30 protein-coding genes and 1 pseudogene are annotated in these 24,556 nt (G+C 69.6%); 17 read left to right on the top strand and 14 right to left on the bottom strand.

The features are described 5' to 3' along the window. Positions 1 to 16 precede the first annotated feature (16 nt). Both ACYJSS_RS22205 and ACYJSS_RS22200 read right to left on the bottom strand, forming a co-directional pair. Complete coding sequence (locus ACYJSS_RS22205) at positions 17 to 1,042, bottom strand: ABC transporter permease (RefSeq protein WP_373875104.1); 1,026 nt, start codon at positions 1,040 to 1,042, stop codon at positions 17 to 19. Further along, the gene (locus ACYJSS_RS22200; RefSeq protein WP_236205032.1) at positions 1,035 to 2,606 is read right to left on the bottom strand and encodes a sugar ABC transporter ATP-binding protein; all 1,572 of its coding nucleotides are present in this window, start codon (positions 2,604 to 2,606) and stop codon (positions 1,035 to 1,037) included. Before ACYJSS_RS22200 ends, ACYJSS_RS22205 begins: the two co-directional genes overlap by 8 nt. Positions 2,607 to 2,963: 357 nt before the next feature. Here ACYJSS_RS22200 and ACYJSS_RS22195 point away from each other — a divergent pair, with 357 nt between their 5' ends. Further along, a complete protein-coding gene (locus ACYJSS_RS22195) occupies positions 2,964 to 4,010 on the top strand; it encodes a sensor domain-containing diguanylate cyclase (RefSeq protein WP_111262562.1) in 1,047 nt (348 codons plus the stop codon). 12 nt (positions 4,011 to 4,022) lie between these two features. Here the strand turns inward: ACYJSS_RS22195 and ACYJSS_RS22190 are convergent, their stop codons facing one another. Further along, positions 4,023 to 4,235 carry a hypothetical protein gene (locus ACYJSS_RS22190; protein ID WP_111262531.1) on the bottom strand — a complete coding sequence of 71 codons (213 nt, stop codon included), beginning with the start codon at positions 4,233 to 4,235 and terminating at the stop codon, positions 4,023 to 4,025. Positions 4,236 to 4,424: 189 nt separating this feature from the next. Between ACYJSS_RS22190 and ACYJSS_RS22185 the strand changes: the two genes are divergently transcribed. Next, the gene (locus ACYJSS_RS22185) at positions 4,425 to 6,998 is read left to right on the top strand and encodes a PAS domain-containing protein (RefSeq protein ID WP_236205031.1); all 2,574 of its coding nucleotides are present in this window, start codon (positions 4,425 to 4,427) and stop codon (positions 6,996 to 6,998) included. 72 nt (positions 6,999 to 7,070) lie between these two features. On the opposite strand, the gene ACYJSS_RS22180 is transcribed toward ACYJSS_RS22185, so the two are convergent. After that, positions 7,071 to 7,229, bottom strand: coding sequence for a con-10 family general stress protein (locus tag ACYJSS_RS22180; RefSeq protein ID WP_111262533.1), 159 nt, complete (start codon positions 7,227 to 7,229; stop codon positions 7,071 to 7,073). Positions 7,230 to 7,584: 355 nt separating this feature from the next. On the opposite strand from ACYJSS_RS22180, the gene ACYJSS_RS22175 reads away from it, so the two are divergent. Beyond that, a complete protein-coding gene (locus ACYJSS_RS22175; RefSeq protein ID WP_111262534.1) occupies positions 7,585 to 7,878 on the top strand; it encodes a BRO-N domain-containing protein in 294 nt (97 codons plus the stop codon). A 119-nt stretch (positions 7,879 to 7,997) separates the two neighbouring features. Here ACYJSS_RS22175 and ACYJSS_RS22170 read toward each other — a convergent pair whose 3' ends face one another. Beyond that, positions 7,998 to 8,222 (bottom strand): PLD nuclease N-terminal domain-containing protein, encoded by a 225-nt coding sequence (locus ACYJSS_RS22170; protein WP_236205030.1) that lies wholly within the window; start codon positions 8,220 to 8,222, stop codon positions 7,998 to 8,000. A 294-nt stretch (positions 8,223 to 8,516) separates the two neighbouring features. Between ACYJSS_RS22170 and ACYJSS_RS22165 the strand changes: the two are divergent. After that, positions 8,517 to 8,672 (top strand): annotated as a pseudogene (locus ACYJSS_RS22165) (con-10 family general stress protein); the annotation flags it as partial. A gap of 47 nt (positions 8,673 to 8,719) precedes the next feature. On the opposite strand, the gene ACYJSS_RS22160 reads toward ACYJSS_RS22165, so the two are convergent. Then, entirely contained in the window at positions 8,720 to 9,850 is a 1,131-nt protein-coding gene (locus ACYJSS_RS22160; protein WP_236205029.1) for a carboxylate-amine ligase, read from the bottom strand. Between the two features lie 173 nt (positions 9,851 to 10,023). Between ACYJSS_RS22160 and ACYJSS_RS22155 the strand changes: the two genes are divergently transcribed. The 7 genes from ACYJSS_RS22155 to ACYJSS_RS22125 all read left to right on the top strand — a co-directional run bounded on the left by ACYJSS_RS22155 (position 10,024) and on the right by ACYJSS_RS22125 (position 14,584). Next, the gene (locus tag ACYJSS_RS22155; RefSeq protein WP_111262538.1) at positions 10,024 to 11,436 is read left to right on the top strand and encodes an iron-containing redox enzyme family protein; all 1,413 of its coding nucleotides are present in this window, start codon (positions 10,024 to 10,026) and stop codon (positions 11,434 to 11,436) included. Positions 11,437 to 11,446: 10 nt separating this feature from the next. Beyond that, entirely contained in the window at positions 11,447 to 12,412 is a 966-nt protein-coding gene (locus tag ACYJSS_RS22150; RefSeq protein ID WP_236205028.1) for a methyltransferase, read from the top strand. A 21-nt stretch (positions 12,413 to 12,433) separates the two neighbouring features. Further along, positions 12,434 to 12,580, top strand: coding sequence for a hypothetical protein (locus ACYJSS_RS22145; RefSeq protein ID WP_178082983.1), 147 nt, complete (start codon positions 12,434 to 12,436; stop codon positions 12,578 to 12,580). Between the two features lie 288 nt (positions 12,581 to 12,868). After that, a complete protein-coding gene (locus ACYJSS_RS22140; protein WP_111262564.1) occupies positions 12,869 to 13,057 on the top strand; it encodes a carbon storage regulator in 189 nt (62 codons plus the stop codon). Between the two features lie 335 nt (positions 13,058 to 13,392). Continuing rightward, positions 13,393 to 13,626, top strand: a complete 234-nt coding sequence (locus tag ACYJSS_RS22135) for a hypothetical protein (RefSeq protein WP_111262539.1) — start codon at positions 13,393 to 13,395, stop codon at positions 13,624 to 13,626. A 114-nt stretch (positions 13,627 to 13,740) separates the two neighbouring features. Further along, positions 13,741 to 14,055 (top strand): hypothetical protein, encoded by a 315-nt coding sequence (locus ACYJSS_RS22130; protein WP_111262540.1) that lies wholly within the window; start codon positions 13,741 to 13,743, stop codon positions 14,053 to 14,055. A gap of 82 nt (positions 14,056 to 14,137) precedes the next feature. Further along, positions 14,138 to 14,584, top strand: a complete 447-nt coding sequence (locus tag ACYJSS_RS22125; RefSeq protein WP_111262565.1) for an HhH-GDP family DNA glycosylase — start codon at positions 14,138 to 14,140, stop codon at positions 14,582 to 14,584. A gap of 1 nt (position 14,585) precedes the next feature. Here the strand turns inward: ACYJSS_RS22125 and ACYJSS_RS22120 are convergent, their stop codons facing one another. Both ACYJSS_RS22120 and ACYJSS_RS22115 read right to left on the bottom strand, forming a co-directional pair. After that, entirely contained in the window at positions 14,586 to 14,933 is a 348-nt protein-coding gene (locus tag ACYJSS_RS22120) for a YgaP family membrane protein (RefSeq protein ID WP_111262541.1), read from the bottom strand. A 29-nt stretch (positions 14,934 to 14,962) separates the two neighbouring features. Beyond that, entirely contained in the window at positions 14,963 to 15,271 is a 309-nt protein-coding gene (locus ACYJSS_RS22115; RefSeq protein ID WP_111262542.1) for a DUF2061 domain-containing protein, read from the bottom strand. A 168-nt stretch (positions 15,272 to 15,439) separates the two neighbouring features. Here ACYJSS_RS22115 and ACYJSS_RS22110 point away from each other — a divergent pair, with 168 nt between their 5' ends. Further along, on the top strand, positions 15,440 to 15,946 hold the full coding sequence (locus ACYJSS_RS22110) for a DUF4142 domain-containing protein (protein WP_111262543.1): 507 nt from the start codon (positions 15,440 to 15,442) through the stop codon (positions 15,944 to 15,946). Positions 15,947 to 16,305: 359 nt separating this feature from the next. Here ACYJSS_RS22110 and ACYJSS_RS22105 read toward each other — a convergent pair whose 3' ends face one another. From ACYJSS_RS22105 to ACYJSS_RS22090, 4 genes are all read right to left on the bottom strand, one after another. Further along, positions 16,306 to 17,472 (bottom strand): zinc-dependent alcohol dehydrogenase, encoded by a 1,167-nt coding sequence (locus tag ACYJSS_RS22105; RefSeq protein WP_111262544.1) that lies wholly within the window; start codon positions 17,470 to 17,472, stop codon positions 16,306 to 16,308. Positions 17,473 to 17,632: 160 nt separating this feature from the next. Further along, positions 17,633 to 18,103: a hemerythrin domain-containing protein gene (locus ACYJSS_RS22100; RefSeq protein ID WP_111262545.1), complete on the bottom strand. Its 471-nt coding sequence runs from the start codon at positions 18,101 to 18,103 to the stop codon at positions 17,633 to 17,635. A 194-nt stretch (positions 18,104 to 18,297) separates the two neighbouring features. Further along, the gene (locus ACYJSS_RS22095; protein WP_111262546.1) at positions 18,298 to 18,849 is read right to left on the bottom strand and encodes an ATP-dependent Clp protease proteolytic subunit; all 552 of its coding nucleotides are present in this window, start codon (positions 18,847 to 18,849) and stop codon (positions 18,298 to 18,300) included. Between the two features lie 50 nt (positions 18,850 to 18,899). Beyond that, complete coding sequence (locus tag ACYJSS_RS22090) at positions 18,900 to 19,088, bottom strand: hypothetical protein (RefSeq protein ID WP_111262547.1); 189 nt, start codon at positions 19,086 to 19,088, stop codon at positions 18,900 to 18,902. 169 nt (positions 19,089 to 19,257) lie between these two features. On the opposite strand from ACYJSS_RS22090, the gene ACYJSS_RS22085 reads away from it, so the two are divergent. The 3 genes from ACYJSS_RS22085 (at position 19,258) to ACYJSS_RS22075 (ending at position 20,514) form a co-directional block, all read left to right on the top strand. Beyond that, positions 19,258 to 19,509: a hypothetical protein gene (locus ACYJSS_RS22085; protein ID WP_111262548.1), complete on the top strand. Its 252-nt coding sequence runs from the start codon at positions 19,258 to 19,260 to the stop codon at positions 19,507 to 19,509. A 10-nt stretch (positions 19,510 to 19,519) separates the two neighbouring features. Beyond that, entirely contained in the window at positions 19,520 to 19,732 is a 213-nt protein-coding gene (locus tag ACYJSS_RS22080) for a hypothetical protein (protein WP_111262549.1), read from the top strand. A gap of 149 nt (positions 19,733 to 19,881) precedes the next feature. Beyond that, positions 19,882 to 20,514, top strand: a complete 633-nt coding sequence (locus ACYJSS_RS22075) for a hypothetical protein (protein ID WP_146603032.1) — start codon at positions 19,882 to 19,884, stop codon at positions 20,512 to 20,514. A 7-nt stretch (positions 20,515 to 20,521) separates the two neighbouring features. Here ACYJSS_RS22075 and ACYJSS_RS22070 read toward each other — a convergent pair whose 3' ends face one another. Beyond that, entirely contained in the window at positions 20,522 to 21,412 is an 891-nt protein-coding gene (locus ACYJSS_RS22070; protein ID WP_111262551.1) for a LysR family transcriptional regulator, read from the bottom strand. Positions 21,413 to 21,540: 128 nt separating this feature from the next. On the opposite strand from ACYJSS_RS22070, the gene ACYJSS_RS22065 reads away from it, so the two are divergent. Further along, the gene (locus ACYJSS_RS22065; protein WP_236205027.1) at positions 21,541 to 22,947 is read left to right on the top strand and encodes an MFS transporter; all 1,407 of its coding nucleotides are present in this window, start codon (positions 21,541 to 21,543) and stop codon (positions 22,945 to 22,947) included. 11 nt (positions 22,948 to 22,958) lie between these two features. On the opposite strand, the gene ACYJSS_RS22060 is transcribed toward ACYJSS_RS22065, so the two are convergent. Then, complete coding sequence (locus ACYJSS_RS22060) at positions 22,959 to 23,576, bottom strand: TetR/AcrR family transcriptional regulator (protein ID WP_236205026.1); 618 nt, start codon at positions 23,574 to 23,576, stop codon at positions 22,959 to 22,961. Between the two features lie 95 nt (positions 23,577 to 23,671). Here ACYJSS_RS22060 and ACYJSS_RS22055 point away from each other — a divergent pair, with 95 nt between their 5' ends. Further along, on the top strand, positions 23,672 to 24,289 hold the full coding sequence (locus tag ACYJSS_RS22055) for an NAD(P)H-dependent oxidoreductase (RefSeq protein ID WP_111262554.1): 618 nt from the start codon (positions 23,672 to 23,674) through the stop codon (positions 24,287 to 24,289). The last annotated feature ends 267 nt before the right edge of the window (positions 24,290 to 24,556 follow it).

The following is a 24,556-nucleotide window of genomic DNA, read 5'->3' as shown; positions in this document are numbered from 1 at the left end:
TTTTTCTGAAGAGGGTTCAGCGCGCGCGTTGGGCGAGGCCGAAGGTGAACATCAGCGCCAGCACCAGCACCGCGCCCTTGACGAAGTCCTGGGCGTAGTAAGGCGCGTTGAGCATGGTCAGGCCGTTGAGCAGGGTCGCCACCAGCAAGGCGCCGACCAGGGTGCCGAAGGCGTTGGGCTTGCGTGCACCGAGCACGGCGAAGCCGATCAGCGCGGCGCCCAGGGCGTCGAGCACCAGGCCGTTGCCGGAGCTGACGTCGCCGCGCCCCAGGCGCGCCGCCAGCAGCAGCCCGCCGAGCGAGGCCAGCGAGGCGGACAGCACGTAGGCCAGCAGCTTGTAGCGCTCCACCGGGGCACCGGCCAGGCGCGCCGCCCGCTCGTTGCCGCCGATGGCGTAGAACACCCGGCCGAAGCGCGTGCGTTCGAGGAAGGCCCACACCAGCAGCGCCACCACCAGCATCACGACCACTGGCACCGGCACCGTGTCCCACAGGCGTGCGCGGCCGAGGGCGAGGAAGGCGGCGCTGAAGCTGCCTGCGGCCTCGTCGCCGTTGGGCAGGGTCATGCCGACGGCGATGGAGCGGCCGCCGGTGGGGATCAGTTGCAGGCCGATGACCAGGAACATGCTGCCGAGGGTGGCGAGGATGTCCGGCACGCCCAGGCGCACGATGAGAAAGCCGTTGAGCAGCCCCACCAGCGCGCCGCAGGCCAGGCTGATGGCCACCGCCGGCAGCGGCCCCCAGCCAAGCACCACCATCACGTAGCTGGCGCACATCAGGCTCATGGCGGCCACCGCGCCGATGGACAGGTCCAGCCCGCCCACCGCCATGGTCAGGGTCACGCCCAGGGCCAGCAGCGCGACGATGGACACCGACTGCAGGATGATGAACAGGTTGCCCACCCGCAGGAACGCCGGCTCCAGCACGGCGAACAGCACCAGGATCAGCCCCAGCAGCAGCAACAGGCCGTAGTGGATGGCCAGGCGCAGCAGCGTCGCCCCCAGGGGCGGGGTGAAGGAGGTAGGCGAAGAGGATTCAGGCACGCGCGGCTCCTTGGCGATGCGGGTAGTCGGGAAGGGGGTGCGCAGGGACGCCGGCCAGCTGCGCCACCAGGTCGGCGCGTTGCAGGCCGTCATTGGCGTGGCCACCGACCACGGCGCCATCGCGCACCACCAGGATGCGGTCGGCGATCTCCAGCGCCTCGTCGGGGTCGGTGCAGATCACCAGGGTGGCGCGGCCGGCGGCGCTGGCGCGGATGCGCGCGCCGATCTCGCGGCGGGCGCGGATGTCCACGCCCTGGAAAGGCTCGTCGAGGATCAGCACACGGCCCTCGCCGAGCAGCCAGCGGGCCAGCACCACCTTCTGCTGGTTGCCGCCGGAGAGCGTGTCCATGGGCACCTCGATGCCCGCGCATTTGATGCCCAGCGCCTGCACCTGGGCCTGCACCGCGTCGCGCTCGGCGCGGCGGTCGATGAAACCGGCGCGGCTGAAGCGCGCGAGAAACGGCAAGGTCAGGGTGCGCGCCAGGGAGAAGCCCGGCACCAGGGAACCGCGCGTGCGGTCCTCGGTGGCCATGAACACGCCCCCGGCGATGGCCTGGCGTGGCGTGGCCGGCGCCCAGTGCTGGCCGTCGAGGGTGATGTGCCCGGCAGCGGCGCGGCGCAGGCCGAACAGCAGTTCGGCGATCTCGCTCTTGCCGGCGCCGAGCAGGCCGGTGAGCGCCACCACCTCGCCTTCGTGCAGGCTGAGGTCGAAGGGCGCACTGCGCGCATCGAGCCGGCAACCCCGCACCGCCAGCACCTCGCGGCCGGGGGCGTGGCGCTCCAGCGTGACCGCCGCCAGGGCCGAACCGAGCATCGCCACCACGGCGGCGGCGAGGTCCAGCGGCGCGGCGAACTCGCCGGCCAGGCGCCCGTCCCGCAGGACGATGGCGCGGTCGGCGATGCGCTGCAGGTCCGACAGGCGATGGGAGATGTAGAGGATGGCCACGCCGCGTTGGCGCAGGCGGTCGATCAATGCGAACAGGCGTTCGGCCTCGCTGGCGGACAGCGACGCCGTGGGCTCGTCGAGGATCAGCAGGCGCGGCGCCAGCGCCAGGGCGCGGGCCAGCACCACCAGTTGCCGCTCGGCGGTGCCCAGCGATTCGATGGGCGCCTCCAGCGGCAGGTGCAGATCGAGCCCGGCGGCGATCTGCGCGGCGCGCTCACGCAACCGCCCACGCCCGGCCCAGACGCCATTGCCAGGCTGGCAGAGTTCATCCAGCACCAGGTTCTCCGCCACGCTCAGACCCGGCACCACCGCGTCGTCCACGTGCTGGTGCACGGCGACGATGCCGGCACGGCGCGCCGCCTGGGGGGAGGCGAAGCGCACCGCCCTGCCCTGCACGCGCAATTCGCCGGCGTCGTGGCCATGGCTGCCGGCGAGCACCTTGACCAGGGTCGACTTGCCGGCCCCGTTGGCCCCCAGCAGCGCCACCACTTCCCCGGGAAACAGGTCGAGATCGATGCCCTGGAGCACGGGGCTGGCGCCGAACGACTTGCCCAGCGCCCGGGCACTGACCAGGGCACTGGCCAAGGCATCAGGGCGGGCGGCTATCGAAGCGGTCATGGAGATCTCGGCAGGCAACGGAAGGAATGCGTCAGGGACGGCGCTCTCAGCGGCACCGCCTCGTTGAGGCGCATATAGCCTAAATAACCATTAAGCCGAAAAATAAATAACCGATTCGCATATGGATATAAGAGGCGCGCCGGTGGCCGAGGCATCGGCAGGAACCGGAGTGACCCGTAGGTTGGGTTGAGGTACGAAGCCCCCCGCGAGGCCGCGTTTGGTCGTTGGTCGCGGCCAAGCGAAGCCGCGGAAAAAGTCGACTAATCTGCATAATCGAAGACCGCGATATCACGGAGCTACTCACCGGGAAGGAGGTTGAGCAACAATTCTCGCCGTCATGCGCCAGTGAAGTTCAGCATGGAAAATCTACTGTCCCTTCTTTCTGAAACCGTTCCAGAGGCCAAGACGGTCGAGCAATTGACCCGTCCGTTGCTGACCCTGCTCAGCCGCGTCACCGGCATGGAATCGACCTACCTCACCACCATCGACCTCGACGCCGGCACCCAGCGGGTTGAATTCGCCCGCAATGCGGGGGAGATGGAAATCCCCGAAGGGCTTTCAGTGCCCTGGGACGACACCCTCTGCAAGCGTGCGCTGGCCGAGAACCGCCTCTACTCGAACGACGTGTCCGAGTGCTGGGGGGATTCGGACGCCGCTAGGGCGCTGGGCATCCGCACCTATGCCAGCGCGCCGTTGCGAGCGCGCGACGGTCGTCTGCTGGGGACCATCTGCGCCGCCAGCTCCAGCCAGATCGAGCACGCCCCGGAGGTACAGCCCACGCTGATGCTGCTGTCCGGGCTGCTGAGCATTTCCCTGGAGCGGGAAATGCTCGTCGAGCAGTTGCAGAACAGCAACGCGGAGCTCGCCAGGCTGGCCCTGACCGACGCGCTGACCGGGCTGTGGAACCGCCGGGCCATCCTCGCCGAGGTCCCGCGCCTGCTGGCCCTGGCCCGACGCGAGGAGCGCTATCTGCTGGTGGGCGTGGTCGATCTCGACGGCTTCAAGGCGATCAATGACACCCACGGCCACCAGGCGGGGGACCTGTTCCTCGCCCAGGTGGCCAGGAACCTCCAGGGCAGCCTGCGCACCAGCGACATGCTGGGCCGCACCGGGGGTGACGAGTTCATCGTCGTCGCCCTGGGCCCGCGCTCCGAGCAGCTGGACCTGGCGAGCGAGATGCTCCGCGCCGCCGAGCACCTGCAGCAGCGCCTGGCCAGGGCGACCCTCGGCCAGTACGACATGGGTGGCGAGCAGGGGCGGCTCGACTACGCCGGTGCCAGCGCCGGCGTGGTGGCCTTGTTGCCGGACGGCATCGATGCCGAGGAGGCCATCCGCCGTGCGGACCGCGAGATGTACCGCATCAAGCAGCAGCGCAAGTGCGACACCCGGCTCACCCGCCACTGAGCCGGGCTCCGCTCAGATCTTCGGGCCGATGTGCCGGCGCAGCACCGCCAGCTCGATGAACTCCGGTGCCTGCACGGCATTGGCGCTCAGCCCGGTGGCGGCCTCGCGCTTGGCCGCGCGGAGCAGTTGCTCGCGGTCCAGCCCCGCGTCCAGGGCGGCGGCCAGCACGGCCTCGAGGGCCACCCACAGGGCATCGTTCACGGCGGTGTGGCGAATGTCTTCCATCGGTCTCGTCCTCTGGCTGGAAAGAAAAAGAGTAGACCAGTCGAGGTATCCCGCCCCGCGCCTTGCCGCCGGCCGAAGCGGCTGCTTTCTTCTACCGATACGCAGCGGGCCGCGATCCCAACGGAACGCCCGGACCGCTTTGCCGCTCTTAGCTGTTTACCCGCCCCAGCGCAGAACATGACCGAAACCATGGCATCGCTTCACGACACCGACCTCGACACGCGCCCCGCCCCCCTCGGCTTCCTCCACAACGGCGGCGAGATCGGCGCCCGGTTGCTGCGCGGCGACTTCGACCCGGCCTTCCTCGGCCCGCCGCAGGACTGGTCGGCCGCCCTGAAGACGCTGATGGCCATGGTGCTGCCAGCCCAGGCGCAGATCGTGCTGTTCTGGGGCCCCGAATTCGTGGCGCTGTACAACGACGCCTACGCACCGAGCATCGGCGCCAAGCACCCGCGGGCCCTGGGGCGACCGGCCCGGGAAAACTGGAGCGAGCTGTGGGACGACCTCGGCCCCCTGCTGCGCGGCGTCCTGGAGACCGGCGAGACCTTCGCCGCCAAGGACCGCCCCTTCTACATCGAACGCCACGGCCTGGGCGAGACGGTGTATTTCGACGTGTCCTATTCGGCGGTGCGCGAGGCCGACGGCTCGGTAGGCGGCGTGCTGTGCATCGTCAGCGAGACCACCGAGCGCGTGCGCTTCGAGCGGCGCCAGGCCTTTCTCCTCGAACTCGGCCAGACGCTGCCCTCCATCAGCGATCCGGAGCAGATCGCGGCCACCACGGTGCGCCGGCTCGGCGAGGAACTGGGCGCGACCCGGGTGCTGTTCGGTGAGGACAACAGCGACGGCCAGACCTTCAGCGTGCGCCAGGAATACCTGAACGGCGCGCGCTCCGCTGCCGGCCACCACCGCTACCGCAATTTCGGCGCCTCGCTGCTGGCCGCCCTGCAGGCGGGCGGCAGCGTCGCGCGTGAGGACATCCGCCAGGAAACCGGCCTCGCCTCCGGCGAAACGGCGCTGGCCCTGGAGCTGGGCCTGGCCGCCACGCTGCATGTGCCGGTGATGCGCCACGGCCAGCTGGAAGCCGTGCTGGCGATCCACCACGACCGCCCCCACGCCTTCTCCGAGCCCGAGCGACGGCTGGTCGAGGAAGCCGCCAAGCTGGCCTGGGTGCTGATCAACCACCTGCGTGCCGAACGCGCCCTGCATGCCAGTTCCGCACAGCTGTCGGCGATGTTCGACCAGGCCAGCGCGGGCATCGCCGTGTACGACCGCAACTGGAATTTCACCCGCGTCAACGACCGCTACTGCCAGATCGTCGGCCGGCCACGCGAGGCCTTGCTCGGCTTGCGCCAGCAGGACATCACCCACCCCAACGGCCCCTCGTCGAGCCTGCACCAACGCGCCCTGGAGGCCGGCTCGCCGGTGGAGCTGACCGAGCGCTACCGACGCCCCGACGGCCGGCCCGCCTGGGTGCACAGCCAGATCACCCCGCTGGTGGACGAGCAGGGCCGCATCAGCGGCATGCTCTGCGTGTGCATGGACATCAGCTCGCGCGTGCACGCCGAAACCCAGTTGCGGGAACTGAACGAGGGCCTGGAGGCGCGTGTCGCCGCCATGGTCGCCCAGCGAGAAGCGGCACTGGCGCAGCTGCACGAAGCCCGCAAGATGGAAACCATCGGCCAGCTCACCGGCGGCATCGCCCACGACTTCAACAACCTGCTGACGCCGATCATGGCCTCCCTGGAACTGATCCGCCGCCGCCTGGACGACGACCGCAGCCGCAGCCTCATCGACGGCGCGCTGCAGGCCGCGGACCGCGCGCGCATCCTGGTCGGGCGGCTGCTGACCTTCGCCCGGCGGCAGACCCTCAAGCCCCAGGCGGTGGTCTTGCGCACGCTGGTCGAGGACATGCGCGACCTGCTGGAGCGCTCGCTGGGGCCGATGATCGACGTGGCGCTGGACATCCCCGAGCGGCTGCCGGCGGTGACGGTCGACCCGCACCAGCTCGAACTCGCCATCCTCAACCTCGCCGTCAACGCCCGCGACGCCATGGACGGCCGTGGCCGGCTGGTGATCAGCGCCACGCGGGACGACCTGGCCGAGGGCCAGGTGAGCGGCGTGCCCGCCGGGCAGTACGTGAGCCTGAGCGTGGAGGACAACGGCAGCGGCATGAGCGCGGAGGTGCTCGGGCGCTGCCTGGAACCCTTCTTCTCCACCAAGGGCGTGGGCAAGGGCACGGGCCTCGGCCTGTCCATGGTCCAGGGCCTGGCGGCACAGTCGGGTGGCGGCATCGGCATCGACTCGACGCCGGGCGACGGCACGCGGGTGACCCTCTGGCTGCCGCTCGGCCACGCCCGGGCGGACGGCGAGCAGGCCGCACCCGTGGACGAACCCCAGGCGCCCCGGCCGACCCATGTGCTGCTGGTGGACGATGAGGAAATGGTCCGTCATACCACCGCCCTGCAGTTGCGCGACCTGGGCTACCGGGTCACCGAGGCCGACTCGGCCAGCGCCGCGCTGCGCCTCCTGGACGACGGCCTGGAGCCGGACATCCTGGTCACCGACCACCTGATGCCGGGCCGCACCGGCGCACAGCTGGTGGACGACCTGCGCCAGCGTGCCCCTGCACTGCCGGTGCTGGTCATCACCGGCTACTCGAACCTCACCCCGGCGCAGACGCAGGGCATCGAGGTACTGGCCAAGCCCTTCCGCCGCGCTGAACTGGCCGAGCGCGTGGCGCAACTGGTCGGGAAACAGGGTTGAGCAGGCCGCCGGGCCAAGCCGGCGGCCGTTGAGGGGCGCGAGGACCCGCCGCAGCGGGCCCCCTCTGCGATGTCAGCTACGGCCTTGCTGGCTACCCTTGCGGCCGCTATCGGAAGCCTTCTGCCGATCACTCGCGGGAGTGCCCGCATTGCTCTGGCCACCCTTGCGGCCCGCTTCGGATGCCTTCTCGCGGTCATTGGCGAAGTTGCCGGGGTTCTTGTTGGAAGTCATGGAATGTCTCCTTCTGTGAACGGCCGGAATTGGCCTTCATGAGTTCTGATGGAGCCTGCCGCGAACAGTTCGCACTGATTTCCGCTTCGCTAAGCCATTGATGGATAAACGGTAATTCTGATGGGAAGGCGATATCAGGCCGGGACTGCTTCCCGACGGTGAGCATCGGAGGGTGCACGGGTTCAACAGCGGACCTTTTGCAGGCATCCTCGCGCGTGCGGTTCGAAGCGGCCTGCTTTATGGCAGGCCGCGCGGGGAGACCTTCAGGTCTGCCGGTTTCCAGTATCCCGGTTCGTCAACCCTGCGCGGTCTGCCCCCTTCGGTTTCAGATGTTGGAGAGGGTCACAGCGAGGAGGTGCCGGCCATCAGTGAAGCCGGCGCCTACCGCCTGCTGTATCGCTTCAACCACCCCGAGCACCGCAGCATCAGCCGTTGGCTCAGCGAGGAGGTGTTGCCGACCCTGTACGACCGCCACCGCGACCCGGATGCCACCCCGCTACGCGCCCGCATGACCTGGACCAACCAGCAGGTGAACGTGCTCAAGTGGCAGGGCGACTTGTGGATCGCCCGGCGTGACCTGCCGGTGTTCCTCGCCGCCCACGATGACCCCGCGTTGAGCGACGAGCCGAGCTGGATGCGGATGCGCTGATCGCCAGCACGGACGCCACCAAAAAAAATCCACCGCGGGCCAAGTGGAGTGCCCGGGGTGGATAAGGAGGTGAAGGTGACGCACCCGGCTCGGCTCGTGCCGACCGGGTGGAATTCCGGCTACTTGCTGTGCTCCGGCGACGAGGGTCCGCTGACCACGCCGCGAGGCCCGGCGATGCCCCAGTAGACCAGGCCGAGTATGGGGAAGATCGAGATGCCCAGCGCCCACAGGGCCTTGGTGCCCACGCTCTTGTCGCTGCGGAAGACGCTGATGATGGCCCACAGGTCCAGCAGGATCAGGATCGCCGCCATGGCGATCCAGAAGTAGGAAAAGGGTTCTGCCATGAGAGGGACCTCCGTCGTGGATCGGTGAGCGGTCGGAGGCAACGCCGTGCCATCCACCTACCCGGTTGGAAGGCCCATCCGCCTGCAGGTTCAGGAAATCGACCCGTCCCGGGCGCCCGCGACATCCCCCGAACATCACCGCGCCATCGCCCAGCCATCAGAAAAACCGCTTGTCGATCAGTGGGTTGGCGAAGCGCGAAGCCAGTCGAACAATTTCCGCCGGCCCCGCTCAGAACTCAGGTAAGGCCAACCCCGGCCTGCCACCTGAGGAGTAGAACCATGAGCAACAAGAACCCTGGCAACTTCAGCAACGACCGTGAAAAAGCCTCCGAAGCCGGCCGCAAGGGCGGGCAGAACAGCGGCGGCAATTTCGCCAACGATCGCGAGCGCGCTTCCGAGGCGGGTCGCAAGGGCGGCCAGAAGAGCCACGGCGGCGGTCGTAGCTCGTAATCCCTAGTACGGGCCCAGGCTCCGCTCAGGCGGAGCCCGGGCCGCATTCACCCCGCCCTCGTCTGCTGCAGCAACTCATCCACCAACTCCACCAGCGCCTCCCGCTCGCCCCGCCCCTCGGCGCATCGTCGCGCCTGGAAGCCGAGCTGGAACTCCGCCCCACTGCCCGCCTCCGCCAGCCAGCGTGCCCGCTCCAGCGCCGCGCCATCACCGGCCGCCTGCGCCTCGGGGCCGATGAGCCCGAGCACCCGTTCCAGCCATTCGCGCAAGCCGGTCGCGGCACGGGTGAGTGGATCGAGGAAGCGGCCGTGACGGCCATGGCGCATGGCCTGCCAATGGTTCTCGCGGGTGATCAGCCGGGTGAGCGGGTCGCGCACCCAGGCCGGTTCCTCGCCGCTGCAGGCGAAGGCCACCATGGCGCGGAACAGGCCGGCGATGCACAGCACGTCATCGAGCCTCGGGCAGGCATCGGCGATGCGCAGTTCCAGGGTCGGGTAGCGTGCCGAGGGCCGCAGCGCCCACCAGACGTCGGCCTCGTCGCGAACCAGCCCGGCCTCCAGCAGCATCCGCCGGTAGGCGGCGTAGGCGGCCTCGTCCTCGAAGTGCTCGGGAATGCCCATGCGCGGCCATTCCCCGCAGGCCGCCTGGCGGTAGCTGAGCAGCCCGGAGGGACGCCCCTCCCAGAACGGCGAGGAGGCGCCGAGCACCAGCAGCAACGGCAGCCAGGGCGTCACGCGGTTCATCACACGGATGCGGTCCAGCCCCTGGGCGATGCCCACGTGCACGTGCAGCCCCGACAGCAGGCTGCGCCTGGCCACCAGTTGATAGTCCTCGAACAGCTCCTGGTAGCGGGGCGAGGCGCTGCCCTGTTGCTGGCGCCAGCCGCCCAGCGGATGGGTGCCGACCGCGAGGATGCCCAGCCCATGGGGGCGGCCCAGCTCGTCGAGGGTGGCGCGGGCCCGGGCCAGGCAGCCGCGCGCCTCCTCCAGGCCGTGCAGCACCGGCGTGGCGATCTCGATCTGGGTGGTGAACATTTCCGTGGCCAGTTGCGCGCCGAGCGCCTGCCGGCAGGCCTCGACATAGCGCTGCAGCGGGCCCCGGGCCAGCTCGCGCGTCTCCAGGTCGACGACGAAATACTCCTCTTCTATCCCGAAACCACTGGGCGGACCGCTGGTCATCGAGCTTTCTCCGTCAGCTATGCACTCCTTGAGGACGCCCGCAGCGCCCGCCCGGTTCCAGTCGTTTCGCCGGGCGAATTAAGTCGGAATCTTTTCCGCCGCACGCCCCTCACAACCAAGAGGTGCACAAGCGCCCGCTTCGCGAAGTCATGCCCGTACTGGAGATACTGCCGATGTCCGTCCTCAGCCCCGTCGACACCACGCTGGCCGATGTGCCCCTGCCGATGGCCCCGCTCGGCCCCACCCAGCTCCTGTATCAGGAACTGCTACAGCGGCCGGCGCAGAGCCTGGACGAGGCCCGTGCCTTCCTGCAGGAGCAACTGCGCCAGGCGGCTGCCCTGCCCTGCGACCTGCCGGCCTCGCCCGACGAGCTCTCGGCCTGGTCACGCCGCAACGCGGCCGAGGTCACCCACCAGTACGCCACCTACCTGGAGGAGCGCCGCCATGGCGCGGGCCGCCGCTACTTCGGCGACCGCTCCCACGCGCTGTATTTCCTTCGCGGCGTCGCCCCCACCAAGCTGGTGGACGGCGCCTGGCTCCACGGCACCCTGCGCCACTGGCGCGACACCCGTTTCACGCCCCTGGTGCGTACCTTCCTCGAAGAGCTGGGCGATGGCGTCGCCGCGCAGAACCACGTGCTGCTGTACCGCCGCCTGCTGGCCAGCCAGGGCTGCGACGACCTCGCCGGGCTGGACGACGAGCACTACCTGCAGGGCACCACCCAGCTGGCGCTCGGGGCGCTGGCGGAAGAGTTCCTGCCGGAGGTGATCGGCTACAACCTCGGCTACGAACAGCTGCCGCTGCACCTGTTGATCAGCGCCTTCGAACTCGACGAGCTGGACATCGATCCCTACTACTTCCAGCTCCACGTCACCATCGACAACAGCGCCACGGGCCATGCGCACAAGGCCGTGCAGGCGGTGCTGGACAACCGCCCGCAGGTGGCCGATGCGCAGGACTTCTACCGCCGCGTCACCCTCGGTTATCGCCTCAACGAGCTGGGCAAGGGCTCCCGCGCGGTGATCGCCGACTTCGACCTCGAGCGCGAGCTGCTGGAGATGTTCGAACGCAAGCGCGGGGTCGCCGGGCAGGTGCACTCCGACTATTGCCGCATCGAAGGGCGCACGGTGAACCAGTGGCTGGCCGCCGACGAAGGCATCGCCGGCTTCCTCGCCGCGCTGCAACGACGTGGCTGGATACGCCGCCACCAGGACCCGGCCGAAAGCCGCTTCTGGCAACTGGTGCAGGGCGAGCGTGCCGCGATGTTCGGCGTGTTCTCCGCCTACGAGCAGCAGTTGCTGCACGACTGGATCGCCGGCAGCTGGGAGCGCCCCGGCAGCGCGCCGCTGTCGCGCAACGGCGTGTTCCGCAGCCGCCACCGGCAGCCGCACATGCCCAGCCAGGAGCACCAACGGCCCTCGCTGCAACCCCTGGAGAACTCGGAGCAGCGCCATCTGCTGGACGAGCTGCAACAGCTCGACGACACCCGCCACGAAGCGCGGCTGATCGAGCTGCTGGGCCCGGCCAGCCACTGGACCCCGGCCGGGCTGCTGGCCACCCGCCTGTTCTCCACCCTGACCCGCTGAGGAGCACGCCGTGCATGCCCCCCTGGATCACCTCGACGTCGCGGCCGACCACCCGCTGCTGCGCCTGGGCCGCCTGCTGGCCGGTCGCGGCTACCGCTTCACCACCCTCACCCCGCTCTCCCACCAGCGGGTCAACGCGCGGCCGGGCAACGCCGAGGCACGCACCCTGGAGGACGTCTTCGGCTGGAGCCGCCCCTTCCGCCAGGCGCTGGTCGGCGAGGAGGTGTTCGCCCTGCTGCGCGAGGCCGACGCCGTGGACGCACACGGCGAGCTCTGGTCGAGCCGCATCCGCTGGTCCAGCCTCGACGGCCAGCTCTTCGTGCACTCGCGCTACCCCACCGTGGACGCCGACGCGGTGTTCTTCGGCCCCGACACCTACCGCTTCGCCCAGGCCCTGCACCAGCACCTGGCCCGCGACGCACGAGCGCTGCGGCGCATCGCCGACATCGGCTGCGGCGCCGGCCCGGGCGCCGTGCTCGCGGCCCTCGCCAGGCCGCAGGCCCAGGTGCTGGCCCTGGACATCAACGACCGCGCGCTGGCCTTCACCGCCGTCAATGCACGGCTCGCCGGCGCGGCCAACCTGACCCCGCGCCACAGCGACCTGCTGCAGCAGGTGGAAGGGCCGCTCGACCTGATCATCGCCAACCCGCCCTACATGCTCGACCCGGCCGGCCGCGCCTACCGCCATGGCGGCGGCGAACACGGCGCCGGCCTGTCCCTGGCGATCATCGAGGCCGCCTTGCAACGCCTCGCCCCCGGCGGCTCCCTGCTGCTCTACACCGGCGTGGCGATGTTCGGCGGCGCCGACCCCTTCCGTGAGGCCTTCCAGCCGCTGCTCGATGGCCACGCCTGGACCTGGCGCTACCGGGAAATGGACCCGGACGTGTTCGGCGAGGAACTGGACAACCCGGCCTACGCCCGCGCCGACCGCATCGCCGCCGTGGTGCTGGAGGCGACGCGCCCCGCCCACGACTGAACCCTGCCCGGAGAGCCCACCATGCACGACGATGACGACGACCCGATCAACGACCCCGGCAACGAAGACCCGGGTTCCGCCGTGGAGCGGCTGCCCGAGGACGAGCCCGAGGTGCAGCCGGACGACCCGGACATCCAGGGCGACGACGGCTCGGGCGACCCCGAGTGAAGACCAAGGCCACCTGAAGCCGGCGCCCCCAGGACGCCCCCTGCCCGACCATGGAGCCCAGACGATGCCGATGCCCTTGCCGACCCAACCCGCCCACGGATACGCGCAGCCGACGCCGGAGCGACGGCCCTGCGCCGTCACCCACCGCCCGCTGCCCGCCTCCGGGGAACACGCGGGCTCGCCCACCGCGCTCCCCGAACGGGCGGCGCCGGCCTTCGGCCCGGGTGCCCGGGGATGAACGAGCGCCAGCCCTTCACCGGCCCGCCGAGCCCCCGAGAGGATGGCCAGATGCGCATCATCACGTGCGAGCAGGAGCAGAAATTCCACATCGGCGGCGATGTGGTGATCACCGTCACCGAGATCCGCGGCTTCTCGGTGAAGCTGGCGATCTCCGCCCCGCGCGAGGTGCCGGTGCATCGCGAGGAGATCTACCGGCGCATCCAGGCCGGCCAGCGGCCTGGCGAGGAAGCCACCTGAGCGCACCGGCTTCCCGCCCGTCAGTCGGCCAGGCTGATCCACGCCGGCGCAGGGTCGCTGGCGTGCGCCTCGCAGGAGCGGCTTCAGCCGCGAAACGCCCGCTGCCGGCGGGAGGCGGCGAGGGCTGGGATGCCCCCTCGCGGCTGAAGGGGCCATGTCTGCGCCGCGTGCTACGGGGGCTTGAGTCCAGCTGATGGCGAGTGCTGTTGGTGCTGCTGGTTTCGCCCACCCCGGCCAGGCGTCCTCGCCATCTTGCGCGGTGCCCCCCATCCGGCTGCCCGACCGCCGGGCCGGTGCCGTCTATGCTTGGATTTCCCCAGCCAGCGGAGAGCGACATGACCAAGGACGAGATGAAGGCCCGCCTCAACGACGCGATCCAGGCCACCCTCGAATCCCAGCGCGGTGGCCCCTTTCCCGCTCGCCAGATTTCATACTCCGTGGCCATCGGCATGGCGGCGGCCATGCAGCTGTGCGAGTTGGTCGAGAGCGAGGAATACGCTCAGATCATCCAGCGCATCACCGCCAGCATCGAGCACGATTTCGCCAAGGCGGCGGAGCCCAGATCCTGATCGTCGGGACAGCCGAATTTTTTCTGCAACATTCTCCTGATCGTCCGCTCTATAGCGCAGTCCGCCCCCTTCCATGGGTTTCTGCACGTTGGATATCTGCATTCAGGAGGAGATATGGATTGGCTCATCAGCTATCGCGATGCTGAAGGTCAGGAGAGGTCCGTCACCGTTCGTTCGAACCACCTGCCCAACCACAAGACGGCCGCGCGCTGCGTGGTGGAACACGCCTATGGCGACGCACCGCCGAGGCCGCTCGGCAACCTGTCCGCCGTGGCCTGGCTCACCGCCTGCGGGCTGGAGATCCGCGACATCAGCCTGGTCCGGGACGACCGCCCGGGCCTGCAACCCCTGACCTTCTCGCGCCCCAAACCCTACTTCCGCCAGAAGCCCGGCACCGAGCGGCAGCCGCCGGAAGAACCCGCGTCATAGCGCCCCAGTGCCGGAGGGGCCGCCGCGCCTCCGGCACGTCCACCGACCGGCTCCAGCGAGGTGTGCCCTGGCCGCCCAACCCATCACCGCCCGCCAGCTCGGCCTGGACCAGGGGCTCGCCCGGGGCGAGGAAGGCGCGCTGTTCAAATGGCTGATCGCCGCTTTCCTGTTCGGCAAGCCCATCCAGCAATCCGTCGCCGAGCGCGCCTACCGGGTGATAGTCCAAGCCAGGGGGCGCGATACGCCGCGCACGCTCGGGGGCAGCAGCCATGCTGAGCTGGTGCGCATGCTCGGCCAGGCGCGCTACGTGCGTTACGACCGCTCCACGGCCGAGCGCCTGCGCAAGCTGTGCGACAGGCTCGAGGACGAATACGGCGGCCGGGTCGGCGCCCTGTTCGAGCGCAGTGCCGACCAGGCCGAGTTCGAGCAGCGGTTGCTGGCGTTCGAGGGAATCGGCCCGAAGACCGTGGAGATATTCATGCGCGAGGCCGGCCCTGCGCTGTTCGGCAGGACCGGCGACGCGGGCTGACTCAGGGCGAGATCGGGTCGCTCGCGGGGAAGGTCTCTTCCACGGCGTTGTCCACCTTGGCCTCCAGCTCGCGCTGGCTGCGCAGCGGGTGATCCTCGATGCGTGGCAACGCCGCACGCAGGGCCGCCACGCGCTGGCGCAGGTATTCGAGCTCGGTCTCGGGGTCGATCACCAGGCCCTTGACGCTGCAATGGCCGCTGACGCCGCGCAACAGCAAGGCGGCGCCGCCGAGCGCCTTGATCACGCCCGGGGCGCCGCCCCGGTAGACGCCCGAGGCGATGGAAATGACGCCGGCGGCGACCGAGAGGGCGCGTTCGACGCCGTGGACGTTATGGGTCTGAAGGTGCATGGGGTGGGTCTCCTGATGGTTGCGCGGCGTCAGCGCGAGGCGCGCCGCAGGTCTCTGGAAAGGTTGCCGTGGCCGTGGCCCTTATGAGGCGTCGCGCGCACGCCGAAGCGTTGCCAGACCCGCTCGTGGAAATAGAAGGCCACGGTGTTGCATGCCGGCTCGATGAGGGCGATGAGACCACCGGTCAGCACGCTGCCGGTCAAGAGGTAGGCCACGGTGAAGGCGATGGTGAAGTGCAGCACGGCGAAGCTCAGGGTCTTGGCCAGCGGCGGGTTGCCCTGAGGCGGCAGCGGCCGGCTGCGGGCCGGGTGCGCCGTGCGTGGGTTGCGTATCGCCATGCGGGTCTCCTGCTTGCGGGTGTCGTCATGCTTTGGAAGGGCGAAGACCCTGGAGAGGTTCAGGAAATCGGTCCGGTGGCAGGCCGCGTGGCGCTCATCCAGAAAGTGCAACTTTCCGCCGGGTCGCCGCTTCTACAGCCCTGTAACCCTCAACCCCTGGAGATCGCCATGAGACTCAACCGCCTCGCTCTTCCCGCCCTGCTCTGCGCCACCCTCAGCACCCCGCTCCTCGCCGCCGACACGGTCGATGCCGATGACTTCGTCGACGAAGCCAGCGCGGGCGGCATCGCCGAGATCGAAAGCGGCAAGCTGGCGCTGGAGAAATCCACCACGCCCGGCGTCAAGACCTTCGCCCAGCAGATGATCGACGACCACAGCGCGGCGAACCGCGAACTGGCGGTCATCGCCCGCGAGAAGAAACTGGAAGTGGCGACCGAGGCCGAGCTGATGAACAAGGCCAAGGCCCTGATCCTGAAGCTGCGCGACGGCGAGGACTTCGACGAGGCCTATGCCAACAACCAGGTGGTGGCCCACGAGAAGACCATCGAGCTGTTCAAGGAAGCCGCCGCCTCCGATGACAAGGAGATCGCCGCCTTCGCCAGCAAGACCCTGCCCAAGCTGGAGCACCACCTGCAGATGGCGCGCGACCTCGCCGCCACGCACAAGAAGCCCTGATGCAGCGGTAGGGGGGGATGCCGGTGGTGGCCTCCACCCCCTCTGCTCCAACCGGGGCTCCGCTGGTGGACAAAGAGAGCGTTGTCCCCCCTACGAAAAGCCACTCCGCAGTCATGCAGGCGATAGGCCGTCTCGAGCCTGCAGGTCGGGTCAAACCCGACACCACGGCACCCCGCCACGCGGGTTTCACCCGCCCTGCGAATCTCTCTCCAGGGCACATGCGTAGGGTGGATGACCCTTCACCCATCCACCATCGGAGCCCCATCCAGCACCGCTGACGGAGGCAAGCAGCCTGGCGCCGCAGACCAGTCTTTCGCGGCTGCAGCCGCTCCCACGGGAAAGCACCGATGGGCTCGGGATCACGGGCGCAGGATCACCTTGCGGCAGTCGTCCTCGGCCTTGTCGAACAGGCGGTAGCCCTCGGCTGCATCCGCCAGGTTGAGACGGTGGCTGATGATGATCTCGGGATTCAGGTCGCCCTTCTGGATGTGTTCGAGCAGGTCGGGAAGCAGCGGGTGGACGTGGGTCTGCCCCATCTTGAAGGTCAGCCCCTTGTCGAAGGCGTCGCCGAAGAGGAAGCCATGGATGAAGCCGGCATACACGCCCGGCACGCTGACGGTGCCGCCGCGCCGTACGGCGGCGATGCACTGGCGCAGGGCGACGCCGCTGCTGGCTTCGAGCTTGAGGGCGGTGAGTAGGGTTTCGGTGGTGCTGCCCTTGGCTTCGAAGCCCACGGCGTCGATGGCGGCGTCCACGCCGCGGTGCCCGGGCGTCTGTTCGATGATGGCCTCGGCCGGGTCGTCGATTTCGTCGAAGTTGATCGGGATGACCCCGTAGGTGCGCTGTGCGTAGGCCAGCCGATAGGCGTGCTGGTCGACCATGAAGATCTGCTCGGCGCCGAGCATGCGCGCGCAGGCGGCGGCCATCAGCCCCACCGGCCCGGCGCCGTAGATGGCCACGCGGCTGCCCCGCCCCACGCTCGCATTGATCACCGCCTGGTAGCCGGTGGGGAGGATGTCGGTGAGGAACAGCACCTGTTCGTCGTCCAGGGCATCGGGGATGCGGAAGGGGCCGGTGTTGGCCTTGGGCACCCGCACCAATTCCGCCTGGCCGCCCGGGAGGCCACCGTAGAGGTGGCTGTAGCCGAACAGCGCAGCCCCGGAAGGAATCTGCTTCTTGTTGAGGATGGCGCCGCGCCCGGGGTTGGTGGTCTCGCAGGCGGCGTGCAGGTTCATCTCGCAGAAGAAGCAGCTGCCGCAGGCGATGACGAAGGGCACGATCACCCGGTCGCCCCGGCTCACAGCGGTGACCGCCGGGCCCACCTCCTCCACCACGCCCATGAATTCGTGGCCGAACACGTCGCCGTGTTTCACCTGGGGGATCTTGCCGCGATAGAGGTGCAGATCCGATCCGCAGATGGCGGTGGCGGTGACCCGCAGGATGATGTCGTCCGGCTCCTGGATGATGGGGTCGGGGACGTTGTCGACGCGAACGTCATGGCTGCCGTGATAGGTGAGTGCGCGCATGGTGGACCTCCGAAGCGTGTGGGCATTCATAGGTCCGAAAGAGGAACGGGCTGGGTGTTCAGGCTTTCGGGATGAACGGCGCAGGAAGGGGTGAGGCGTGGCCACTGCGCTCGCACGGGCATTCAGCCGGGCCCGGAGCAGGTCCGGGCCCGGCCCCGGGTCAGGCGGCCTTGCCTTGCAGGTCCTGCTTCATGGACTTCTTCAGGGCCTCCATCTCCGCGCCCAGTTCGGCGAGCTTCTGCTTGCCCAGCAGCTTGGCGGCCTGGGGAAACATCTCCTTCTCCTCTTCCTCGATGTGGTGCTCCAGCAGCTCCTTGAGCACCTTGGCGCGGCCGGCGAATTCCACGGAGGACGGCGAGGTCTGCTTGAGGTCCGGCAGCACCAGGGAGTCCACGGTGCGGTGTTCCTCCTTGGCCTCGGCCGACATCACGGCTTCGTCCTTGCCCCCGGCGGCCTTGTAGGCGGGGTAGAAGATCTGCTCTTCGATGGTGGTGTGGACCAGCAACTCGATCTCGATCTTCTGCAGCAGCTCGGTGCGGGTCTTGACCCCGCGCTCGGTGGTGCTGCCGAGGCGTTCGAGAAGGGCTTTAACGGTGACGTGATCCTGCTTGAGCAGTTCGATTGCATTCATGGTCGTGTCCTCATCGGTTGCGGAGGCCGGTCCGTGCCGGCGCCTCTCCTAATGACTGACGCGCGTGCGGCGAAGCGGTTCAAGCTCTTTTCGGGGGCTGGGCGGGCTGCCTGGCGACCGAGGTCGCCCCTGCACAATGCGGTGCAGCCGGCCGTGGACCGGGTGCAACCCGACGGGCCCGGGCACGACGCGACTCAGGAATGGATCGACGAGCTCACCGCGTCCGCCGCCATGCCCAGGCAGTCGATCTCGTGGATCATCCCGGTGGCCAGCGCGGCTTCGGCATCGAGGATGCGCGGCGCGGCCCTGAGGTAGTCGAGGATGTCCAGCGGCTCGGCCGCCATGGGCGTGCGCTCGGCGACGATGCGCGCATAGAGGTGCAGGTCGTAGTCCAGGCTCATGGCGTATTCCGACATCCGCGCGTGGTCCACCGAGCCGTTGAGGTTCCAGTGGAAGGGGTGGAAGAGGAACTTGCTGTGCTGGCACGCACTGCGTCGCTCGCCGGCGAGGAAGATGATGTTGCCCATGGACTCCACCGTGCCCAGGTTGTGGGTGCGCACGGGGATGGGCAGCGAGATGAGGAAGTTGTACAGGGAAAATCCGTAGCTGCATTCACCGCCCATGGTGGCGATCTTGATCACCAGCTCGTCGGCGCCCTGCTGCACGGCCTGGGTGCAGCGCTCGATGAGCTGGCCGCTGGTGGTGGAGTTGATCGGCGCGGTGAAATGCACGATGTGGCTGGCCATGGCTGCCCTCCTTTCTTCGTGGTGGTCACGGGTCGGTCACGCGTGCCCGCTCAGCGTGGCGGGCTGTCCGGGGCGTCGGTGGTGGCTGGCCGGTCTTCGCTGGAAGGGTCGCGCGGTGCCTGCCAGTCCGGGTGCAGCTCGGCGGGTATGCCTTCGCGCTCGCGGGTGGGCGGCTCACGGTCGGGGCTGGGGCTGGATTCGACGCAGCGGTCGTCGGTGTTGCGGGGCAGGTCGTTCATGGTTGGCTCCACGGGGTTGCCGGGTGGTGTCTTCGGTGGAGCCGCCACGCCCGCTTGTTGTTCCGGCAATCGGCTGGCCGGCGCTGCCGCGCCGCACCGATCATCCTGCTACCTGAACTCAGCCGGATCGGCGGCAGTCACTCCAGCATCCCCCTGGAGGACCTCATCCATGCACACGCACTACGAAGGCCCGGCCACATTCGTCTACGCCTCCGGCCAGGCCGGCTCAACGGGTACACCGACCCTGCGCAGCGCGACGGTGGTACTCGACGAAACCAGCCCTGGCACCTTCAGCGTCACCTGCGACCTGGACCTGGGCGATGCCGAGGAACTGCGCATCAGCCTGCCCAATGGCCGCAGCCTGGAGGGCGTGATCACCTTCAAGGATGGGCGGACGCTCACTATCGTGGCCAGGCCCTGAGGAACGAGACATGAACCCAATGCGCACGACAGCCCTGCAGGACGCCCTGTGGATCGCCCTGGAGGCCACGCTGGCCGCCGCAGAGGAAGCGGGAATGGAGCGCGAGCACTTGCTCGCCTCCGCCCGTGGCATCGCGGCCTCGGCGCTCAAGGAGGGCTCAGGGAAAGCCGAGGCACTGATCGCCCAGGCCGCCTTGCGCCGCCATATCGGCCCGCGCGCCTGAGCGACCGCTGCCTGGCCGCCCGCCACAATTGACGCGGTGCCAATAAATGACTTGAGCCAGGAGCGTGGATCGTGGTGTCTTGCGCCTGGAGCGGGCCGGCAGACGGCGCCCGACTCGGGGATGGATGTGCACGGACGGAGAACCGAAGCGTGGTAGCTGGATATCTTGGGCAACTCCTGGCGATCGCCAACGACCCCTCGCGCAGCTGGGCGAACCGGCTGGCGGCGATGCGCATGGCGCTGAGGAAGGCCACGCAGCAGCACGAGCAACGGCAACGCGAACTCTGGAGCCGGCGCCGCAAGATGCGCCAGCACCTGCCCTTCACCCGCACCCTCCTCAAGGAACTCGAAGCCGCGCAGCATGAGCAGCTGGCCACCTACCAGGCCCTGTTGCGCTCGACCGGCAGCCTGCTGGTCGCCAGTGAGGCGCAGGTGCTGGACGACCTGGGCAAGCAGCGCCTGCTGGACCTGCTCGGGGTCAACCCGGTGCACCGGCGGCGCATCCCCGGCCACGTCGAGCGCCTGCTCTGCGCCGTGGCCCTGCAGGGCCTTGAGGACAGCGCCCGCCAGTTCAGCGGCCGGCGGCTCTCAAGACCCGGAAGCGGCCCCCTGGCCCGCGCCTACTGCGAGGTGATGGCCTGCGCCGCGCTGCAGAAATTGCGCAAGCATTCCGCCAAGGCCCGCCGCACGGCGAACGCGCCGTCGCAGCGGCACGCCGAATGCGCGCCGGTGCTGACGGTGCACAACGCCGACGGCAGCCGCCAGGTCTACCCCCTGCGCTGAGCCCTGCTCACGCCGCGCACACTGCCCTGACACAGGCCCGCAGCCAGCGATGCGCCGGGTCGGCGTCCATCCTCGGGTGCCAGAGCATCGAGACCTGGATCGGCGCGACGTCCAGCGGCAACGGGAAGCTGAACAAGCCGGCCCGCAGGCTGCCGCTGTGGCGCTCCGGCACGGTGGCGATGAGATCGGATGCGCGGGCCAGCGCCAGGGCCGCCGAGAAGCCGCCCACCAGGGTGACGATGTCCCGCGCGAGGCCCGCGGCCTTCAGCGCCTCGTCCACCGGGCCGCGGTCCTTGCCGCGTCGGGACACCAGCACATGGCGCCCGCCGGCATAGCGCTCGGCGGTGATGGCGCCACGGGTCAGCGCATGGCCCTCGCGCACCACACCGACGAAGCGGTCCTGGAACAACGCGCGGGTGCGGATCTCGGGGCCGGCATCCGCGCCCACCACGCCGGTATCGAGGTCGACACTGCCGTCGCGCAGGGGGGCGCTGTCCTTGTCCGTCTTGGTCACGAAGCGCAGGCGCACACCCGGTGCCTCGTCGCCGATGCGCCCGATCAGCGCCGGGCCGAAATTCTCCACGAAACCGTCGCCGACCCGCAGGGTGAAGGTGCGCACCAGGCGTTGCAGGTCGAGGTGCTCCACCGGGCGCAGCACGCTCTCGACGCCGAGCACCAGCTGGCTGACCTGCTCGCGCAACTCCAGCGCCCTGGGCGTGGGCACCAGGCCACGGCCGGCGCGGACCAGCAAGGGATCGCCGAGGGTTTCGCGCAGCCGCGCCAGGGCCCGGCTCATGGCCGAGGGGCTGAGGTGCAGGCGCTTGGCGGCGCGCGCGACGCTGCCTTCGGCGAGCAGCACGTCCAGGGTGATCAGCAGGTTGAAATCGGGATGGGTCATGGGCGGAAAAACTAGCACGCCGTCGCCGTGACAGGGCGTCCGCTGCATGAATAAAGTGCAAATGCTGCGTCTTCCGCCACTCCAGCGAGGCGACCAGACTGCTGGCGACCCTCCACCGGAAGAGCGCCATGCAACCCACCACCGCCACCTCCGCCCCCTCCCAACCGACCGCCGCCTCTGGATGGGGCCTGGCCAGCCTCGCCCTGGCCACCCTGCTCGCCTCCCTGGGCACCAGCATCGCCAACGTCGGCCTGCCGAGCCTGGCCGAGGCCTTCGGCGCGCCTTTCCAGGACGTGCAGTGGGTGGTGCTCGCCTACCTGCTGGCCATCACCACGCTGAGCGTCGGCGCGGGTCGCCTGGGCGACCTGCTGGGCCGTCGGCGCCTGCTGCTGGCGGGCCTGCTGCTGTTCACGGGCGCATCAGTGCTATGCGGCCTGGCACCTTCGCTCGGCTGGCTGATCGCCGCCCGCGTCCTACAGGGGCTGGGGGCGGCGACGATGATGACCCTGGCGATGGCGCTGATCGGCGAGACCGTGCCGCGCCAGAGGAGCGGCAGCGCCATGGGCCTGCTCGGCACCCTCTCGGCGATCGGCACCGCGCTGGGCCCTTCGCTCGGTGGGCTGCTGCTCGCCGGGTTCGGTTGGCGGGCCCTGTTCCTGATCGGCCTGCCGCTGGGCCTGCTGGCCCTCGTCCTCGCCTGGCGCCATCTGCCCGCCGGGCGCGCCGGTGCCGCGGGCGCCACTGGCTTCGACCTTCCCGGCACCCTGCTACTGGCCCTGACCCTGGCCGCCTATGCCCTGGGGCTGACACTGGGCCACGGCCACTTCGGCACGCTCAATGCTGCCTTGCTGCTGGCGGCGTGCCTGGGCCTGGCGCTGTTCATCCGCGTCGAGAGGCGCACCGACGCGCCGCTGCTGCACCTGGCGATGTTCCGCGACCCCGTGCTGCGCTCCGGGCTGGCCATGGGGGCACTGGTGAGCGCGGTGCTGATGGCGACGCTGGTGGTCGGGCCCTTCTACCTCGCCGGCGCGCTGCACCTGGCGCCGGCCCAGGTGGGGCTGGCGATGGCCTGCGGGCCGCTGGTGTCGGCGCTGATGGGCGTACCCGCCGGGCACCTGGTGGACCGCCTGGGCACCGCGCCCATGGTGCGCATCGGCCTGCTGGGCATGGCGCTGGCCACCCTGGCCCTGCCGCTGCTGCCGACGGACCTGGGCGTGCCGGGCTATATCCTGCCGCTGGCCGGGCTGACCGCGTGCTACGCACTGTTCCAGGCGGCCAACAACACCCGGGTGATGGCCGAGGTACAGGCGCAGCGGCGCGGCCTGGTCTCCGGCCTGCTCAACCTGTCGCGCAACCTGGGGCTGGTCACCGGTGCCGCAGCCCTGGGCGCGGTGTTCGCCTTCGCCACGGCGACCGACGACATCGGCCGCGCCGCGCCCGAGGCCATCGCCGCCGGCATGCGCGGCACCTTCCTCGTCGCCCTGGGGTTGATCCTCTTCGCCCTGACGATCGCCCTGGCCGGCCGCCGGCGCTGACCCCGGCGCGGTCAACGCGTGCTGCGCTGCACCAGGCCGATGAGGGTGGCGAAGAGTTCGTCCTCCGCCTGCTCCGGGGTGATCTCCTCGGCGGCAGCGGCATGGGACAGCGCCTCGGCCGCGCCGAGCATCGCGCGCAACCCGGCGGCGCCGATGGTGCCCTGGCCGATGTAGGGCGTCAGCACGGCGCGGCACTTGTCGAGGAAGATCACCTCGTACTCGCGCTTGATCCGCTCCAGCTCCGGCGAGCCGGCCAGGGCGGCGGCGACGCCGGGTATCTCGCGCCCCTGCTGCAGGACACAGGCGACATAGGACGAGGCGATGACCCGGGCGATGCCCTCGAGCGTCGGCTCGGCGCTGTCCAGCGCGGCGTCCATGACCGCGGTCTGGCGCGCGTCGAAATCCTGGTAGAGCACCGCCAGCAGCCCCTGCCGGGTGCCGAAGTGGTCGTAGACCACGGGCTTGGTGACGCCCGCCAGTTCGGCCAGGCGGCCGAGGGTCAGCGCATCGCTGCCCTCCTCCCGCACCAGGCGCCAGGCCACTTCCAAGAGCTGCTTCTGACGCTCCTCGCGAGACAGCCGGCGGCGCGGCTGTGCGGTGGAATCCTGTTGCTTCTCATCGCTTGACATGGGAAACCTACCAAAAGTAACTTACCAATCGTAACTTACTGAAAGTATATAAGCGCTTTCAGCCACCCCGCAATCGAGCCGCAGGAGGTTCCAAGATGCACGCCCTCATCGTCGTCGCCCACCACGACCCCGAATCGCTGACCCACGCCATCGCCGCCGAGGTCGCCCGGGGCGTGGCCGAATCCGCGCCGGGTAACGGCAGCGCGATCGCCGACCTGTTCCGCGAAGGTTTCGACCCCCGCTTCAACCCCGCCGACCACGCCGTGCACCGCCACCAGGCGACGCCGCCGGCGGACGTGCTCGCCGAGCAGGCGCGCATCGACGGTGCCGACGCCCTGGTGCTGGTCTATCCGGTGTACTGGTGGTCGATGCCCGGTTTGCTCAAGGGCTGGGTCGACCGCGTGTTCAGCAACGGCTGGGCCTTCGACTTCGTCCTCGACCAGCGCTTCGAGAAGAAGCTGCAGCACCTGGACGTGCACCTGGTGGGAATCGCCGGCGCCGATGCCGGCACCTACGAGCGCCACGGCTACCGGGAGGCGATGAAGGCGCAGATCGACCACGGCATCTTCGATTACTGCGGGGCCCGGGTGGCCAGCTCGGCGCTGCTGCTGGAGTCGGAAAGCCGCGACCCGACCGACTACCTGCAGGCGGCGCGCCGCCTCGGCCAGTCGCTGTTCGCCCAGGCGCCCACCGCGCGCCCCGTGGAGGCGTGAGGCCCTCCCCCAACGGCAGCCCCCACCTGTCGGGGCGACGTGTAGGAGCGACTTCAGTCGCCAAGCAGTCCGCAGGGCTGCCCCAACTCCGGGACTCCATATGGCACCGCTGGTGGATGAAAAGAGCGTCATCCACCCTACACACCGGTTGGTACAGTGACCGGATTGGGCAAGGTGCCGTAGGTTGGCGCCGAGCGCAGCGAGGCCCAACACAACCTTGTCCGGTCTCGCGACGGCCTCTCCCTGTGGGAGCGGCTTCAGCCGCGA

The organism is Pseudomonas sp. No.21 (genome assembly GCF_054558415.1).
The sequence above is the reverse complement of the archived record's forward strand: the minus strand, read 5'-3'. Positions and strand labels throughout refer to the sequence as shown.

What these genes read in the sequence shown, in the direction of transcription:
- ACYJSS_RS22200 (WP_236205032.1), bottom strand. Translation starts at nt 2,606, where the DNA reads ATGACCGCTTCGATAGCCGCCCGCCCTGATGCCTTGGCCAGTGCCCTG.
- ACYJSS_RS22195 (WP_111262562.1), top strand. Translation starts at nt 2,964, where the DNA reads ATGGAAAATCTACTGTCCCTTCTTTCTGAAACCGTTCCAGAGGCCAAG.
- ACYJSS_RS22190 (WP_111262531.1), bottom strand. Translation starts at nt 4,235, where the DNA reads ATGGAAGACATTCGCCACACCGCCGTGAACGATGCCCTGTGGGTGGCC.
- ACYJSS_RS22185 (WP_236205031.1), top strand. Translation starts at nt 4,425, where the DNA reads ATGGCATCGCTTCACGACACCGACCTCGACACGCGCCCCGCCCCCCTC.
- ACYJSS_RS22180 (WP_111262533.1), bottom strand. Translation starts at nt 7,229, where the DNA reads ATGACTTCCAACAAGAACCCCGGCAACTTCGCCAATGACCGCGAGAAG.
- ACYJSS_RS22170 (WP_236205030.1), bottom strand. Translation starts at nt 8,222, where the DNA reads ATGGCAGAACCCTTTTCCTACTTCTGGATCGCCATGGCGGCGATCCTG.
- ACYJSS_RS22160 (WP_236205029.1), bottom strand. Translation starts at nt 9,850, where the DNA reads ATGACCAGCGGTCCGCCCAGTGGTTTCGGGATAGAAGAGGAGTATTTC.
- ACYJSS_RS22155 (WP_111262538.1), top strand. Translation starts at nt 10,024, where the DNA reads ATGTCCGTCCTCAGCCCCGTCGACACCACGCTGGCCGATGTGCCCCTG.
- ACYJSS_RS22145 (WP_178082983.1), top strand. Translation starts at nt 12,434, where the DNA reads ATGCACGACGATGACGACGACCCGATCAACGACCCCGGCAACGAAGAC.
- ACYJSS_RS22140 (WP_111262564.1), top strand. Translation starts at nt 12,869, where the DNA reads ATGCGCATCATCACGTGCGAGCAGGAGCAGAAATTCCACATCGGCGGC.
- ACYJSS_RS22135 (WP_111262539.1), top strand. Translation starts at nt 13,393, where the DNA reads ATGACCAAGGACGAGATGAAGGCCCGCCTCAACGACGCGATCCAGGCC.
- ACYJSS_RS22130 (WP_111262540.1), top strand. Translation starts at nt 13,741, where the DNA reads ATGGATTGGCTCATCAGCTATCGCGATGCTGAAGGTCAGGAGAGGTCC.
- ACYJSS_RS22120 (WP_111262541.1), bottom strand. Translation starts at nt 14,933, where the DNA reads ATGCACCTTCAGACCCATAACGTCCACGGCGTCGAACGCGCCCTCTCG.
- ACYJSS_RS22115 (WP_111262542.1), bottom strand. Translation starts at nt 15,271, where the DNA reads ATGGCGATACGCAACCCACGCACGGCGCACCCGGCCCGCAGCCGGCCG.
- ACYJSS_RS22110 (WP_111262543.1), top strand. Translation starts at nt 15,440, where the DNA reads ATGAGACTCAACCGCCTCGCTCTTCCCGCCCTGCTCTGCGCCACCCTC.
- ACYJSS_RS22105 (WP_111262544.1), bottom strand. Translation starts at nt 17,472, where the DNA reads ATGCGCGCACTCACCTATCACGGCAGCCATGACGTTCGCGTCGACAAC.
- ACYJSS_RS22100 (WP_111262545.1), bottom strand. Translation starts at nt 18,103, where the DNA reads ATGAATGCAATCGAACTGCTCAAGCAGGATCACGTCACCGTTAAAGCC.
- ACYJSS_RS22095 (WP_111262546.1), bottom strand. Translation starts at nt 18,849, where the DNA reads ATGGCCAGCCACATCGTGCATTTCACCGCGCCGATCAACTCCACCACC.
- ACYJSS_RS22090 (WP_111262547.1), bottom strand. Translation starts at nt 19,088, where the DNA reads ATGAACGACCTGCCCCGCAACACCGACGACCGCTGCGTCGAATCCAGC.
- ACYJSS_RS22085 (WP_111262548.1), top strand. Translation starts at nt 19,258, where the DNA reads ATGCACACGCACTACGAAGGCCCGGCCACATTCGTCTACGCCTCCGGC.
- ACYJSS_RS22080 (WP_111262549.1), top strand. Translation starts at nt 19,520, where the DNA reads ATGAACCCAATGCGCACGACAGCCCTGCAGGACGCCCTGTGGATCGCC.
- ACYJSS_RS22070 (WP_111262551.1), bottom strand. Translation starts at nt 21,412, where the DNA reads ATGACCCATCCCGATTTCAACCTGCTGATCACCCTGGACGTGCTGCTC.
- ACYJSS_RS22065 (WP_236205027.1), top strand. Translation starts at nt 21,541, where the DNA reads ATGCAACCCACCACCGCCACCTCCGCCCCCTCCCAACCGACCGCCGCC.
- ACYJSS_RS22060 (WP_236205026.1), bottom strand. Translation starts at nt 23,576, where the DNA reads ATGTCAAGCGATGAGAAGCAACAGGATTCCACCGCACAGCCGCGCCGC.
- ACYJSS_RS22055 (WP_111262554.1), top strand. Translation starts at nt 23,672, where the DNA reads ATGCACGCCCTCATCGTCGTCGCCCACCACGACCCCGAATCGCTGACC.